This is a genomic window from Frondihabitans sucicola, assembly GCF_030296615.1.
In the GTDB taxonomy this organism is placed as follows: Bacteria; Actinomycetota; Actinomycetes; order Actinomycetales; family Microbacteriaceae; genus Frondihabitans; species Frondihabitans sucicola.
The window spans coordinates 809,773-823,758 of sequence record NZ_AP027732.1; the positions used below are offsets into that span (position 1 = coordinate 809,773).

Genomic DNA, 13,986 nt, shown 5'->3' on the forward strand with positions numbered 1-13,986 from the left:
CTCGCGCCTCGCTACGCTCGACCCATCCTCGTGACATAAGTTCCGCTTGTGACCGGCAGGGCAGAGGAAGGAGAAGGTGGTGCGCGACGAGATTCCTGATTTGGTGACACTGCAAATCCTTCAGGCGATCGCTGAGACCGGGACGTTTCGGCGCGCAGCGGTGACCGTTGGGATGTCGCAGCAGGCCGTGTCTTCCCGGGTCCGCGCAGCAGAGGCGTCCCTTGGCTTCGCCCTCGTCGACCGAACGAGGAAAGGGTCCACCCTGACGACGCGAGGTCAGCTGATCACCGAATGGTCCGGTGACTACCTCGCGGCCGCGCACGCGCTTGCTCTCTCCGTGCGGACTCTTCGTCCCGAAGCCGCCCACGTCCTGACCGTCGCTGCGAGCCAGACAATCTCCGAACAGTTCGTGCCCGGTTGGATGAGCACGTTCCGGCAACGCTCCGGCGGCGACGATCAGCTCCGGCTAACCTCGGGTAACAGTGCTTTTGTGATTGATCAGGTGCGAAGCGGGGCGGCGGCGGTCGGCCTCATCGAAACACCGGAGATTCCGGCGGATCTGGCCTCGGCCACGATCCGCGACGACGAGCTTGTCGTCGTCGTCGCCCCCTCGCACCCCTGGGCCCGCAGTAAGGGAAGTGTGACTGTGGAGGAACTCGCCGGTGAACCGCTGATCACGCGAGAGACCGGCTCCGGCACACGGCGAACCCTCGAAATCGCCCTTGCCGAGACCCAGCCCGGCCTCGTCCTCCACGAGCCGGCCGCGGTTCTGGCCACCACCAGCGCCATCCGGGCGGCTGTCGCCAGCGGGGTGGGGCCAGCAGTTCTCAGCACCTCCACCGTGCAGGACGATATCGCCCGCGGACTCCTCCTGCGCGTTCCCGTGGAAGGTTTGACCCTGTCGCGACCGTTTACCGCGCTCTGGCGCACCGGGACACCGCTGCCTCCCGCCGCGGAGAGGTTCTTCACTCTTCTCCGTGAATAGGTGACAAGGAACACTTGTCAGCTGACAGGCAGGTGGGCATAGCGAGCGTCACTGTCCGAGAGCACGCTTGTCTCATGACCACCACCGCCAGCCGACCGGCCGCGCCTGCGCCTCAGAAGCAGGCGCGCCGCATTTTCCGGGACCTCGAACATCCCCGTGAGATCGTGTCGAACCTCACTCCGAACTGGTTTGCCTCGATCATGGGCACCGGCATTGTCGCCAACGTCGCCGCGAGCCTGCCGCTGCAGTTCCCGGGCCTGCGAGTCTTCGGCACGGTTATCTGGGCTATCGCCAGCATCGGCCTCGTCGCCCTAACCTTCGCGACCGTCATGCACTGGGCCCTCTACCGGGAGACCGCAAAAAAGCACCACCTGAATCCCGTCATCTCGCACTTCTACGGGGCGCCCGCGATGGCGTTCCTTACTGTCGGCGCCGGCACCATCCTCCTCGGCAAAGACGTCATCGGTCTTCCCGCCGCAATCGGCATCGACTGGGTCCTCTGGTCCCTCGGTACAGCCATGGGGCTCGTCACCGCGATCGCGGTCCCGTTCCTGACCTTCACCCGCCACGACTCAAAGCCCGACAGTGCATTCGGCGGCTGGCTGATGCCCATCGTCCCGCCCATGGTCTCCGCCTCCACCGGCGCACTGCTACTGCCCTACACCCCGGCCGGGCAAGCCCGCGAGACGCTCTTCTGGTCCTGCTACGCCCTCTTCGGGCTCGCACTCGTCGCCTCCTTGATTGTCATCACCCTCATCTGGTCGCGGTTGACCCAGCACAAGGTTGGCGGGGCCGCCATGGTCCCCACCCTCTGGATCGTTCTCGGGCCGCTCGGTCAGTCGATCACCGCCGTCAACCTGTTGGGCGGCAACGCCCACCTCGTCGTCGCCCCGGCACTTGCCACCATGCTCCTGACATTCGGACTGATCTACGGCATCCCCGTTCTCGGCTTCGCCCTCATTTGGACAGCCCTCGCCCTGATGATCACGATCCGTACCGCCCTCGAGAAACTACCGTTTTCCCTCACTTGGTGGTCGTTCACCTTTCCCGTCGGCACCTGTGTGACCGGCCTCTCGGGACTCGCCCTCCACACCGGCCTTGTGGCTCTTCAAGTCCTCGCGTGCATCTACTACGCAGGACTCCTCGCGGCCTGGATCACCGTCGCAATCCGCACCTTCCACGGCAGCGTCATCCGCGGCACACTCCTCGCACCACCACGCGCCACCGCCTAACAGATGAAACACCCGCTGGCCGGCGAGCGGCAACTGCGAACTCGCAGTCTCGGAAAACTAAAGGTTCGGAGACGTCTCAATCTGCCGGGTCAGCGGCCTCGGAAGCACTGAATGCACGAGCCACGTGGCGTCTTGGAAAGTCGTTCCCGCCGCCGGGCTAGCTAAGTAGTCCTTTCAGGGTTTTCAAGACAAAGCCGCCATTCCCTAATAGCGACCGATTCTCTGAGACTTCATGCGTGAAACGTCGAACGATTCAGCTCAAGTGCTTTCTGCCACCTTCGGGCTTCGACCCTTGTCATGATCACCAGGAAGACCACCATTCCCGCAATGATGAGTGGCCAAGGCCACCCGAGGTACAACGATTCCGAGAACAGGAACAGAACGAACCCGACGAGAGAGGGCAGCACGGCTCGGTTATTGAGTCGGGAGTTCGCGATGAGATCCGGCACGATCTCGCGGGACCGTTTGGTTGGCGGGATGCGTCCACGAAGCTGCCGGGCCAGAGAGCGACGCTCTTCGGGAAGCAGCGGCGAGAGAGGCCACTCTGCTCGTGGTGTCGGGATCTGCGACAGGAGGCGGCCACCCCGTCTTGCTCGGGCATAGCCCACACCGCTCACAACAAGCGCAGCGGCGAGGAGCACGAACTGGCAAACGGCAGCAATGCTTAAAGGCTCACCTAAGCGGGCTACGACAGCTAGTCCACCCAGGAGAACAATCAGGATGACAAGAGCCAGCTGGTTTGAAATGCCCCGTACGCGGGGCCCATGATCCTTCAGCTCCTGGACGCGCCGAGAAGCCTCGGCCCACCGGCGATCCTCGTCGTCGGCCGTCGGCAGAGCATCGGAAATCGGACTCATGCTGCCGGTGATCCTACGTCTGCTCGCAGGACGCTCCCCGGACTCTCATTCGGTTTCGACTGAGTAGCGGTCGATGAAACGGCCCCCTCGGCGATAGAGCACGACCAGTTGGATGGCGACGACGACGAACATCAAGGACACCGCGAGCTCGAGGAGCTTGATGAGGAGATCGTTGGAGCCGACGGCGGTGGCGATGGCAAAGAGGACCAGCGCGGCATAGATGGGTGCGATGCCGAGGGTGGCTCGCCGGTTCTGGCGTGCGATCGCCACAACGATTCCGAGATGTGTCTGGTCGGGCTGCTCTTTGCCGCTGATCTGCCGGCGGACGCTTTTCTTCTCCTTCCGGTTGAGGGGCTCGCAACGGCCCGCCACCTCGTGATGTAGTGGCCGGTGCGTTTAGCCCAGATGAAACCTAGGATGCCGACGAGGAAGCCGAGGCCAAGAAAGACGAACTGGGCGATGAGCTGTTGGGTCTGCACGTCGGAGGACCCGGCGGTGTCGTGGCCGGATCCGTGCGGAATGAAGATGAGCGCGATGACGACGCCGACGATCCAGCTTCCGACGATGAGGGCAACCACCTGCAAAAACACCCGGGCTCGGCGCTTGTGAAGGCCGTCATCGGTCACGCCGTCCGCGAGTTTCGCGGCTGCAGCCCAGCGGGTGGCAGCATCGTTCTGGGTGGTGGTCATGGGGGAACTCCGTCGTTCGGGTCAACAGGATTACTCGGAGCCTAACGACAGCCTGTCCTTGTGCCGAGGTTCAGTTTGGACCGGGAGCTCTACGGATGGCCCAGCCCGGCCCGTGTTGTCCGGCAGACCAGTCAACGGTGCAGGCCGGTGCCTGCGACGGTGAGCACGACGGCGGTAACTGGCAGACCCAGTGCGGCTAAGGCGGCTCCTAGGACCCAAGCAGTTCGCCTGCGAGCGGCGACCCGAACACGCTCTCGCAATCCCACGAACCATTCGGTGTCTTCCACCGATGGCGTGGGCACCGGTTGGCGGGGCGCCCACGTGCGGGGCTGAAGGACTGCGTGACGGACGAGTTCCCCTGAGATGGAGCCCCGCGGGGGTGACACCGTTCGGATCAGGAACCGCACGAGCTGGTCGAGCGTGACCACTGCGACGTCCTTGGGTTCGCCCTTGTGTGTCAAGGTCGCGCCGACAGTAACGATGACGGCGAGGACATCAACCGTTCCGCCCGCCGCTGCAGAGAGCAGCTTCGCCGCCCGGGCGGCCTCGTGGCTGGAATTGCGCAAATATGGTTGCCGCTGCCCGTTCACCAGGAATGCCTTGGGCGAGACCCACACTTTCCCGCCTGGGCTGTGTTTCGTGTTTACCGTCACCACGCGACCGGATGGGCTCACGAGAACGTGATCGATGTCACTGCCTCGATCTCCCACTGGCACCGAGTGCAGCACCAACCACCCTTCGGGAAGCCGAAGGAGCCGTTCCGCGACCGCCTGCTCCCCGAGTAGCCCGACGTACCAACTGCGTGCGGACGAAGGAATCGGGTGGCGTCCGAAGAGTCGCGCCGCGAAAGAGGGCGGCGCCTCGGGCCCGATGGCGTCTCGAAGGGCCGCCATCAGAGACTCTCCGGGAACACGGCTCGAAAGCGTCAGATCCGACATAAGCACCCCTCTCAGTCGGGTGCGCAACCGTGCGCGGCCCCACTTCCACCGTAGGAGCAGAGCCATCCGCACCGATGCCACCAGTCCGGGGCAATGTCTGAATTGCGATCGAGCCCCCATGAGAACGCGGAGGTCAGCCCCAGAAGATCGGATCGCCGCTCTCGGCGACGACATCCAGCAAAACTTGCAATTGTCTCGTCGGTGGCACCTGGTCACAGCGGTGGAAGCGCAAGTGCCGGTCCCGCCAGTACAGGCTCCACTCCCCCGTCGTGGCCGTGTACCGAAGCCGGGCCACTGGGTCCCTCGTCCACTCGCTAGTCGGGTCATCCCATGGCGGTCGCGTCTCCACGATGGTGACGGCCGTCGACGTCACGTCGGCCTCGACGCGGAGCTGGTCAGCGTGCAGGGGCGATGTCTCCTGTTTGCACCACTTCTTGATGCGTCGCAGGTCGAGTTCAGGAACTGGCACGAGACGCCTCCCTGGCGCGACGGTAAAAGGTGGACCGGGTCAGCCCAAGGTCCCGAAGGACCTGCGCCGTCGACTCACCCTCTTCGATCAGATGCAGCGCGTTACGGATCTGCCGGTCGGACACCTTCTGCGGCCGGCCGCCGAGATCCCCACCGGCCGTGCGCCGCTTAGCAACCGAATCGGTGATCCGCTCCCGCTTGATGTCGAGTTCCATCTGCGCCAGGGCCGACATCACCGTGAACACCATCGACCCCATCGGCGTCGACGTGTCCACGTCCCCTCCCCCAAGGTTCAACACTCGAAGCCCTGCCGATCGTGCCCGAAGGCCTTCGGCGAAGTCGAGCATGTTCTGCGTCGACCTGCCAAGGCGATCAAGCGTCGTCACGACCAGAGTGTCTCCGTCATGGATCGCGTCCAGGGCCCGATCAAACGCGGGCGTCGACGCTCGAGCACCCGAAACCCCTTGATCCACATACAAGTCATCCCGACGCACGCCGGCCGCGAGAAGATCAAGCTCTTGCCGATCAATTGCCTGCTGCTTCGTCGATACCCGGGCGTACCCAATCAACTTCCCCGAACCGGGCCTCCTGGTGTCCCAAAACCAATGATGAACACCTGCATTCAACTTTTGGCACATAGATATGGGAATTGGGGCGCGCCGGAATCCCAGGTCTCGCGACCTCGAGATCCGACACTCGGTGGGACATCCCATATCCCTAGGGTTTTAGGAGCCCGCCGGCTCCAATTCTTTCCAAGTCTCTATGAGGCGAATGCTGTCAGTAACTCGGGTGACGCCCCGTCGTGCTGGTCGGAGGGATTTGCGTAGGGCGACGGAAAAGTATTCGACAGGCTTCAACGAATCAAGAAGGGAATCGAGGTTTCCGACGACTTCACCCATTCCAGAAAGTCCCTCGATCATTGAGTTGTAGGTCTCGATGAAACCCAGCTCGACGGGCGCTTCTTGAGCAATCCGTCGAAACTCGCGCATGTCGATGTCGAGATCCTTTGTTGCCAGAAACAACTGTTCGCCAATCGAACTAATTTTTTCGGCTGGGGCGCTGAACGCTTGAGCAGAGCGGAAAGTCCAAGATTGAACATCCTTCACGCCGGGATTGTCCTTAAGCGGACCAGCAGCCTCTGCTGCGTTCCCAAGATCCTCAATTGCCGGACCCATTTCCTCAGCTATCTGAGTAAGGGCCGTCGTCTTTTGCTCAAACGTTGCAAACAAGTCAGCAAGACCCGGCGCCTCCAGATCATCATCATCATCGCCATTTGCGCCAGGAATCAGTTCTTCTTCGTTCTGCGGCGGTGTTTGGCTCAGCGTAGCCAAATGCGATTCTGCGACTTGATACGACCTAACAAATCGAGCGGCTAGGCGAGACATAGTCTTTTTCCATTCAGACGACCCGGGATCCGTCAAGACCGCTTCCTCGATCACCTCCCACTGCCGAGCCCTCGCCTCGCGCACGATGTCATCCGTCGACTGGTCGTTGAAGATTGCAGGTGCGTCCAGAACAAGGATTGGCAATAGGAGTTCTCGGACCCCCAGATCAGTTGCCTTACTTTGAAAGCGGTTGAACTCTAGGCGGCAGTTGTCACTATCCAGGTAACTTGCGCTCAGCAGAGGAATGAAAACGGATGCCGCCAATATCTCGGCGTCTAGTCGCTCTCCCCAATATTCGCCCCATTCAAGACTGTCCCGATCGAGAAACGCGCGGACCTTCTTACCCGACTTCGAGTACACAAAGTGCCCCAATAACTCCTTAAATGGGCTCATCATTTGGTAGGCGTCCTCATCGGCGTGGGCGTAACTAAGAAACACCGTGATTTCGTCGGCATCCTGATTTAGAGAGCCTGTGGCAGCTTGCAGTTCGGGGGTGATCGGGTTCGCATCGATGACTCCTGCCAGATCTGTAACCCGAGGTGCTGCCGTGTTGTCGGTCATTAGCTCTTCTTCCACTTCTTCGTGTGCGCCTTATTCAAATCATGACACTACCTCGACTCTCGGTAGCCATTGCGATCGGTTTAGTGTCCCAATACTGTCGTGTGCCGAAACCCATGCCTTACGGCACTGATTTGACGGTTGCAGTTGACCCCCGGTCACCGCGCATGGTCACCGTACGGGGTAACGTGCATCCGCTTGCTCGCAGTGATCTTTCTCGAGGCGATGAGGGTTGGGGAGCGGTGGTCGTCCGTCTTGCGTGCCGCCCAAGAGCCGCCGACTTTTCGTCTCTTGCGAACGTGATTCCTCCAAGAGTATCTTGACGTCAAGATACTTCTGGAGGACGAAATGCGTCTGCACCATGTTCAGGTCTCGATGCCGGCAGCTCAAGAGGAGCTTGCACGACTCTTTTACCGTGATGCGGTGGGTCTCACGGAGGTCGACAAGCCCGCGTCCCTTATTGGCCGCGGCGGCTGCTGGTTCCGAGCCTTCTCCGGGAAGAACGTCATTGCAGAAATTCATTTGGGCGTCGACGACCCCTTCGTGCCGGCGAAGAAAGCACACCCGGCGTTGGTTGTTGACTCAATTCACGAGCTCGAGGCGATGGGCCAGCGAATTGAGTCCGGCGGCTTTGAAGTTTCGTGGGCAGAGCGGGACACGCTTGAGGGGTATGCACGCTTCCATGCCCGCGACGGCTTCGGCAACAGGTTTGAGGTGCTCACTGTCGAAGCCTGACGGGACGCGAGGGGTTCGGCTTCCGTGCCGGTCTTTACTAGGTCCGGCTTCGTCCTTTTCGGATGTAGCCAACGATTCCGTTGACGAGCATGAAAAGACCCAGGGCCCCAAAGGCCAGTGTCAAAAATGGGAGTGGCAGGAAAGAGTGCTGCGGAAGGAAAATCAGCACAGCTACGCCTATGGCCAAGAAGAATGCCCCCAGGAACAACGAAGTCCCCGGCGGAACCGAGGCTCGATTCCTTCGATTACGTTCAGAAGGATCCACGGACGCTGCCTTTCTCGATCACTTTCGCCGTCGCCCCAAAACAACCCAGCTCACGACGGCTAACCCGAGACCGACGATCACGGCCAGAACGGTTGGAACGACGCCGGCTGACACCGATAACGTCAAGGCGCCTGCTACCGGCCAAGTCGGGAGGGTCATGGTCCGATTCTGCCCAGTCCCGCCCTTACAGGAAAGACATCGAACGAAGGGGTTCGGCTATCGGCATAGGCGAACGACGGCCTTCACGTCAGCGACAGCAACATCGAGAACGGCAATCTGGTCACTTCCTTCGCTCCATTTGAGTCTTGCCGACGATCGCCCAGAGGTACGCGGTGAAAACTAAAAGCAAGATGCTGACAATCCATATGGGAAACCCTCCGACGCTGGTCTGTTGGCCAAATGGAGTCAGGAGGCCCAACAGGGCGAGGGCAAAGGTGAAGCACCCCAGCCCAAACAGAGGCCAGGGGCTCTGACCGTCTCGGGCAGTCGGTATCAGTGGCTTCTTCGCCATCTCATTGCCTGTCTTCCATCGATTCGTAAACCGCGCCTCGTGACTCGGAGTGGCCAATCAATCCACAGTTGCAGGCCCACGGCCTCGTTCTATCGCAGTTTCCAACGTATTAGTCGAAATCCCTTCGTCCGCTTGCGGCGGATGCCCGATAGAGGTTCCCTGTCGAACGCTCGCCGAGCGCCCGGTCAAAGTACCGGTTGGGTCTATCGTCTGGCCTATGGAGGATCCCGAGAACGGCTTAGAGCAGCTGGGATTAGGAAGCGAGGAACTGCCGCCTGCGCCTGGTCACGACCAGCCCTGGTGGGTCGCCACTTCCTCGCTCCCGGTGAGCATCGCTCTCACTGCTCTTTGGGTCATCGCCGCTGTGACGGCTTTCCTCAATTTGCCTACATCGATCTCATCGCAGGATGCCTGGCGCCTCGTCGTTCCCGTGCTGGCTACGCTACTGGTGATCCTCTCCGCACCCAGCATCATCTACAACGCGATCAAGCACGAACGATGAGGGCTCCCCGGTAAAGGCCAGGCCGGCCGCACGGTAGACGTTGGTCACCGTGCAGCAGCACCCACCAATGAGCGATCACAGAACGCCGCCACTTAGGGATCAACTCCACATTTCCTGAGTACTCGTGGCCCGCGACCGGCGTCGAGGTTGTGTCCGGGAGCGACCGGCTATCGGGCAGAGATTGTGTTCTTGGGCTCCGCGCTAGATGTCGGTGGTCAGCCCGGCGAGTCGAAGTACGGCAACGAGTCCGTGCGGAGTTCCTGGCCAGTGTTCCTCGATCTTCGCTCGGCCGGCTTTCCTGGCGGCGAATCGAAGGGCGAGGGCAACGATGATCGCGTCATCGGCGTAGCCGAGGACAGGAATGAAATCAGGAATCAGGTCAATCGGTGAAACCAGGTACACCAGGAGGATTGAGAGCCAGACGCGTACTCCGATAGAGACCGTCCGGTCGGCGGCGAGTCGCCTGACAAGGCGGATGACATCGGGCACGAGCCGGAGCAGGTCACGGAGTGTTGCAGCGTCGGGGTGGTGGCGTTGTTCTCGCCAGAGCAGGAGAAGCAGAAGCCCATACAGAATGACGACACCCCCAGCACGCTGAGAAGCACCTGCCACCACGGGGTCATCACGCCACAGTAATGCAATAATCTGCGTATGAATGCAGCTAGTGAGCAATGTGGGTGGAACCCGGACAGTCAGTACGTGGAGCTGGCGGTCGAGATCTTCGGGATGCTCGCGGATGCCACCCGGGTCCGGATCATCCTTGCCCTCCGTGGCGAGGAGCTGTCGGTAAACCACCTGGCCGACATCCTGGACAAGACCCCCGCGTCGGTGTCGCAGCATTTGGCGAAGCTTCGCCTGGCCCGGATCGTGTCGACCCGGCAGGACGGCACCCGCGTGTTCTACAGCCTCGCGAACGAGCACGCGAGCCAGCTGGTGAGTGACGCGATCTTCCAAGCCGAGCACAGCCTCGGTGGGTCTCCTCGGCACCACCACCCCATCGACAAACAGGCTACGGCGTGAGCACCCACCACGACCACCCGCACAACACCGACGCACACACGCACGATCACGATCACGAAGACGATCAAGGCACCCACGAGCACTCCCACGATGAAGAGCACGGCCACTCCCACGATCACGACGGTCACGGGCACTCTCACCCGACCGGGATCAAGGGATTCTTCTACGGTCTCTTCGTCCCGCACACCCACGACGCCGCGGACTCGATCGACGACGCGCTCGAGGCCAGCTCGCAGGGCGTCCGCGCGCTGAAGATCAGCCTGTTCATCCTCCTCGGCACCACGATCCTGCAATTCCTGATCTTCCTGATCAGCGGGTCCGTCGCACTCTTGGCGGACACGATCCACAACTTCTCTGACGCTTTGACCGCGGTGCCGTTGTGGATCGCGTTCATCCTCGGCCGCCGCATCGCGACCCGCCGCTACACCTACGGGTTCGGTCGCGCCGAGGACCTCGCGGGCCTGTTCATCGTTGCCGTCGTGGCCCTGTCCGCGGTCGTTGCGGCAGTGGAGTCCATCAACCGGCTCTTCCACCCGCAAAACCTGCACAACCTCTGGTTCGTCGCCCTCGCGGGGCTCATCGGTTTCGCCGGCAACGAACTCGTCGCGATCTACCGCATCCGCGTCGGCCAGCGAATCGGCTCCGCCGCCCTTGTCGCGGACGGCGTCCACGCCCGCCTGGACGGGTTCACGTCCCTTGCCGTGGTCCTCGGAGCCATCGGGGTGATGCTCGGGTTCCCGCTCGCGGACCCGATCATCGGCATCATCATCTCCGCCGCGATCATCGTCCTTCTCTGGGGCACGATCAAAAGCATCGGCCGGCGCCTCATGGACGGCATCGAGCCCGACCTCGTCGACCGCGCACGCCACGCCCTCGAACACACCCCCGGCGTCCTCTCCGTGCCCAAGATCCAGCTGCGCTGGGTCGGGCACCGACTCCAAGGAGCCGCTACCCTCGTCCTCGCCGACACCACCCTGGCCACTGCGGAGCGGATCGCCCACGAAGCCGGACACCACGTCACCCACGACGTCCCGAACCTCGATGACATGATGCTCCGCACTGTCACCACCACGGAGCACCACGACCACACAGGCCACGAACACCGCCCGTGACCAGACCGTTAGCCTCTGGTCAGGGCTGCATACCCCGTGGGGGTAGCAGGTGATGTAGCCCCAAGATCCGGCTGCGCCGACAATCTGGCCTTGGGCGCGATCTCATCCTGACCGAGACGGAAGACCCATCATGAACCGCACCTCCGAGCCGGCTTCCAGTACGACAACATCCGCGACGGCAAACTCGCCGAAACCTGGCTGATGCTCAACGCGCCAGGCACAACCTGGGACGACGTCGAATCGCAAGGACACTGGACGAGCACCCCACCCCGCGCCTCTGGCCACAACTAATCACGAAGCGCTGGCCTCCCTGTGACAGGCCCGATCTTCAAATTCACGGCACCCCGTCACGCCCGAAGTGGGTCCCCCTTAGATTGCCCCGATGACAGGTTTTTCCATGGTGCATCTCGTGCACATCAACGGCCACCAGATCCTCGTCCCGCCCGTCGTACAAGGCGCTTTCGCAGATCGCGTCTTAACGGCCGCGGCGGCTGGCGGTGATTTCGTCGACTCTCAAGACGCTGGCACGGACCCGACGCGGTTTCTCATGACCCCGGCGACGAGCGTGCAAATACGGCACCAACCAGTGGTGAAAAAGACGTGGACAGGGAGTTTCAATTGGATTCAGGCGACGTCTGGAAGCATGTGTCGGCGCAGGGCGATGAGTCCGTCGCGGAGACGGGTCTTGACGGTGGAGATACTTACTCCGAGCTGGTCGGCGATCTCCGCCATCGTCATCGAGCCGAAGTAGGCGAGCTGGATTGCTTCGCGCTGAAGGGCCGTGATCCGGGTCATCGCCTCTAAGACCTCCGCGGTCTGAAATTGGATGTGTATCGACTCGGCGACCTGATCGTAGGGGGTTGGCAGTTCCCGGATGCCGACGGCCAGGTCGCGGTCACGGGATGCCTGCGACGAGCGGACGCGATCGATGGCGCGCCTGCGGGCGGTGGTGAGCATCCAGGACAGGGCCTTGCCTCTTGACGCGTCGAAGCGGGCGGCGTTTTGCCAGAGCTCGAGAAAGACCTCTTGGGTCACTTCCTCTGATTGCGCGGGATCGCGGAGGCACTGAGACACAATGCCAAGCACGCGGGAAGCGGTTCGGTCGTAGAGCGTCGCGAACGCACGTTGGTCGCCTTGGGCGATGAGAAGAAGGAGTTCGTCGTTGCTGGCAAGTGCGGTTTCGGCCGCTGCCGGGAGTGGTGGCATGAGTCCCTGGGTGCGAGTGCTGTTCTGGTGCGACACGGTCGCAGCGACAGGAGGAGGCAGTGAATAGCGAGCCGATTAGACGGCGAGGTCGATGGTGGCGCTGGGGCCGATGCGGAGGAAGTCCGCGTAGCTGACGTCCGCGGGGGCCGAAAGCTGCGTGACCGGCGCGAGGCGCGCTTCTGGAAGCTTTCGTTGTTTTGGGTAGCCGTGGATGCGCGCGGCGGGCACATGGGCGTTGCGGAGGTAGAGGCTCGCGTCGGCTTGGGTTGCCCGAATCGCGTCCGTGACGTGGTCGAGGAGCTGCTCGTGGGCGAGGCCGCGAAGGCTGGTAGTCGTCATTTCGGGTTCTGCCGTCGTGATCAGCGGCCGAGGCCGAGCATCAGGGCGATGGCTGTGGCGGAGCTACCGACCAGAGCCGCGGCTGCGCTGATCCCGGTGACGCCGGCGGCATGCCGGGCGACGAACGTCGGCGCGATGCTGGCACGGCCCCTGGGTGCGTACGTGAAGCCGCTGGTCGGAACGAGGCGGACGCGAGCCGCAGCGGCGACGTGGCGCCTGGCGGTCGCGATGCGGGTGTTGGGGGCGATGATGTCGGACATGGCTGCTCCTTCTTGAGGCGCTTGCCTCACCGGCCGGATGAATACCGTCCGACAGAACTGAATCTAGAAGTCCGCGTTCCTCCGCCGGTGCGATCGGATGCGCTACGGGAGGTTCCCGCGTTTATCGGCCAGGGGAATCCGCGCTTTGTGCCCAGCTTCTCCATCTCGTCGTCGGTTCGGTTGCGAGCGTCTAGGGTTCGGAGTGGCCAACCACCGGAAGAGAGCTCATGCCCCACCCCTCCACTACCGTCGTGGAGGACGCCTCTGACCGGGTCGCCCTCATCCGAAGCGCCGACCACCTCTTCACCATCGGACACATCCGGTCGACGACGATCGACGCCATCGATGCGCACGCGCACCGCACCCGTGCCGCGTTCGATGCCGTCTTCCGGGACAAGGACGACCTCATCGTCGCCGTCCTCGACTACCGGCATGCGGCCTGGAACCGGCACCTCGCAGATGCCATGGCGCCGTCTGCGGATCCGCGGGACAAGATCCTCTCCATCTTCAGCTACCTGGAAACCTGGTTCGCCGAACCCACGTTCCACGGCTGCGCGTTCGTGAACGTATACGCCGAACTCGGCCCGGAGATCCCCTGGGCGGCCGACTACGCCGCCAAGCACAAAAACGTGTTCATCGACCTCGTCACGCGTCTCGCCCTCGAGGCCGGCCTTCCCGAAAGCGCCGGAACCAGCATCGCGCTCCTCGCCGAGGGCGCCCAGGTGACCGCAGCCCTGACGCGGACCATCGCGCCGGCGCGCGAAGCCCGCTCCGCCGCCGCCATGCTCATCGCCCTCTACCAAGAAGAATCAGGCCCGGGCGGATTCGACCTGTGACCGCAGCCACAGCACAAGCCCCGAAACGACGCCTAGCCGTTTAACGCGGACAACCAGGGGTGCTGGCGCGCGGTGTGTCATGATCCTC

General features: G+C 62.5%; 17 protein-coding genes. 7 read left to right on the top strand and 10 right to left on the bottom strand.

The features are described 5' to 3' along the window. Positions 1 to 79: 79 nt before the first annotated feature. Both QUE79_RS04285 and QUE79_RS04290 read left to right on the top strand, forming a co-directional pair. Complete coding sequence (locus tag QUE79_RS04285) at positions 80 to 985, top strand: LysR family transcriptional regulator (protein ID WP_286345594.1); 906 nt, start codon at positions 80 to 82, stop codon at positions 983 to 985. Between the two features lie 74 nt (positions 986 to 1,059). Continuing rightward, on the top strand, positions 1,060 to 2,217 hold the full coding sequence (locus QUE79_RS04290) for a TDT family transporter (RefSeq protein WP_286345595.1): 1,158 nt from the start codon (positions 1,060 to 1,062) through the stop codon (positions 2,215 to 2,217). Positions 2,218 to 2,447: 230 nt separating this feature from the next. Here QUE79_RS04290 and QUE79_RS04295 read toward each other — a convergent pair whose 3' ends face one another. From QUE79_RS04295 to QUE79_RS04315, 6 genes are all read right to left on the bottom strand, one after another. Beyond that, positions 2,448 to 3,074, bottom strand: a complete 627-nt coding sequence (locus QUE79_RS04295; RefSeq protein ID WP_286345596.1) for a hypothetical protein — start codon at positions 3,072 to 3,074, stop codon at positions 2,448 to 2,450. A gap of 45 nt (positions 3,075 to 3,119) precedes the next feature. Then, entirely contained in the window at positions 3,120 to 3,446 is a 327-nt protein-coding gene (locus QUE79_RS04300; RefSeq protein WP_286345597.1) for a hypothetical protein, read from the bottom strand. 448 nt (positions 3,447 to 3,894) lie between these two features. Then, positions 3,895 to 4,875, bottom strand: coding sequence for a nuclease-related domain-containing protein (locus tag QUE79_RS25205; RefSeq protein ID WP_350271629.1), 981 nt, complete (start codon positions 4,873 to 4,875; stop codon positions 3,895 to 3,897). Then, complete coding sequence (locus tag QUE79_RS25210; RefSeq protein WP_350271630.1) at positions 4,835 to 5,170, bottom strand: DUF3024 domain-containing protein; 336 nt, start codon at positions 5,168 to 5,170, stop codon at positions 4,835 to 4,837. The genes QUE79_RS25205 and QUE79_RS25210 overlap by 41 nt, the downstream gene beginning before the upstream one ends. Beyond that, on the bottom strand, positions 5,157 to 5,795 hold the full coding sequence (locus tag QUE79_RS04310) for a recombinase family protein (protein ID WP_286346837.1): 639 nt from the start codon (positions 5,793 to 5,795) through the stop codon (positions 5,157 to 5,159). The genes QUE79_RS25210 and QUE79_RS04310 overlap by 14 nt, the downstream gene beginning before the upstream one ends. A 99-nt stretch (positions 5,796 to 5,894) precedes the next feature. After that, complete coding sequence (locus QUE79_RS04315; RefSeq protein WP_286345598.1) at positions 5,895 to 7,115, bottom strand: toll/interleukin-1 receptor domain-containing protein; 1,221 nt, start codon at positions 7,113 to 7,115, stop codon at positions 5,895 to 5,897. Between the two features lie 345 nt (positions 7,116 to 7,460). Here QUE79_RS04315 and QUE79_RS04320 point away from each other — a divergent pair, with 345 nt between their 5' ends. Continuing rightward, positions 7,461 to 7,847 carry a VOC family protein gene (locus QUE79_RS04320; protein WP_286345599.1) on the top strand — a complete coding sequence of 129 codons (387 nt, stop codon included), beginning with the start codon at positions 7,461 to 7,463 and terminating at the stop codon, positions 7,845 to 7,847. 993 nt (positions 7,848 to 8,840) lie between these two features. Then, the gene (locus QUE79_RS04325) at positions 8,841 to 9,125 is read left to right on the top strand and encodes a hypothetical protein (protein WP_286345600.1); all 285 of its coding nucleotides are present in this window, start codon (positions 8,841 to 8,843) and stop codon (positions 9,123 to 9,125) included. 201 nt (positions 9,126 to 9,326) lie between these two features. On the opposite strand, the gene QUE79_RS04330 is transcribed toward QUE79_RS04325, so the two are convergent. Continuing rightward, a complete protein-coding gene (locus tag QUE79_RS04330) occupies positions 9,327 to 9,614 on the bottom strand; it encodes a YkvA family protein (RefSeq protein WP_350271631.1) in 288 nt (95 codons plus the stop codon). A 162-nt stretch (positions 9,615 to 9,776) separates the two neighbouring features. Here QUE79_RS04330 and QUE79_RS04335 point away from each other — a divergent pair, with 162 nt between their 5' ends. Both QUE79_RS04335 and QUE79_RS04340 read left to right on the top strand, forming a co-directional pair. Next, complete coding sequence (locus QUE79_RS04335; RefSeq protein WP_286345601.1) at positions 9,777 to 10,145, top strand: ArsR/SmtB family transcription factor; 369 nt, start codon at positions 9,777 to 9,779, stop codon at positions 10,143 to 10,145. Beyond that, the gene (locus tag QUE79_RS04340) at positions 10,142 to 11,257 is read left to right on the top strand and encodes a cation diffusion facilitator family transporter (RefSeq protein ID WP_286345602.1); all 1,116 of its coding nucleotides are present in this window, start codon (positions 10,142 to 10,144) and stop codon (positions 11,255 to 11,257) included. Before QUE79_RS04335 ends, QUE79_RS04340 begins: the two co-directional genes overlap by 4 nt. Positions 11,258 to 11,881: 624 nt before the next feature. On the opposite strand, the gene sigK is transcribed toward QUE79_RS04340, so the two are convergent. The 3 genes from sigK to QUE79_RS04355 are packed head-to-tail and all read right to left on the bottom strand — an operon-like array spanning position 11,882 to position 13,062. Beyond that, on the bottom strand, positions 11,882 to 12,499 hold the full coding sequence (sigK, locus tag QUE79_RS04345) for an ECF RNA polymerase sigma factor SigK (RefSeq protein WP_286345603.1): 618 nt from the start codon (positions 12,497 to 12,499) through the stop codon (positions 11,882 to 11,884). A 39-nt stretch (positions 12,500 to 12,538) separates the two neighbouring features. Continuing rightward, a complete protein-coding gene (locus QUE79_RS04350; RefSeq protein ID WP_286345604.1) occupies positions 12,539 to 12,802 on the bottom strand; it encodes a hypothetical protein in 264 nt (87 codons plus the stop codon). Between the two features lie 20 nt (positions 12,803 to 12,822). Next, on the bottom strand, positions 12,823 to 13,062 hold the full coding sequence (locus tag QUE79_RS04355; RefSeq protein ID WP_286345605.1) for a hypothetical protein: 240 nt from the start codon (positions 13,060 to 13,062) through the stop codon (positions 12,823 to 12,825). 251 nt (positions 13,063 to 13,313) lie between these two features. Here QUE79_RS04355 and QUE79_RS04360 point away from each other — a divergent pair, with 251 nt between their 5' ends. Continuing rightward, positions 13,314 to 13,898 (top strand): TetR/AcrR family transcriptional regulator, encoded by a 585-nt coding sequence (locus tag QUE79_RS04360; RefSeq protein WP_286345606.1) that lies wholly within the window; start codon positions 13,314 to 13,316, stop codon positions 13,896 to 13,898. Positions 13,899 to 13,986: the final 88 nt, after the last annotated feature.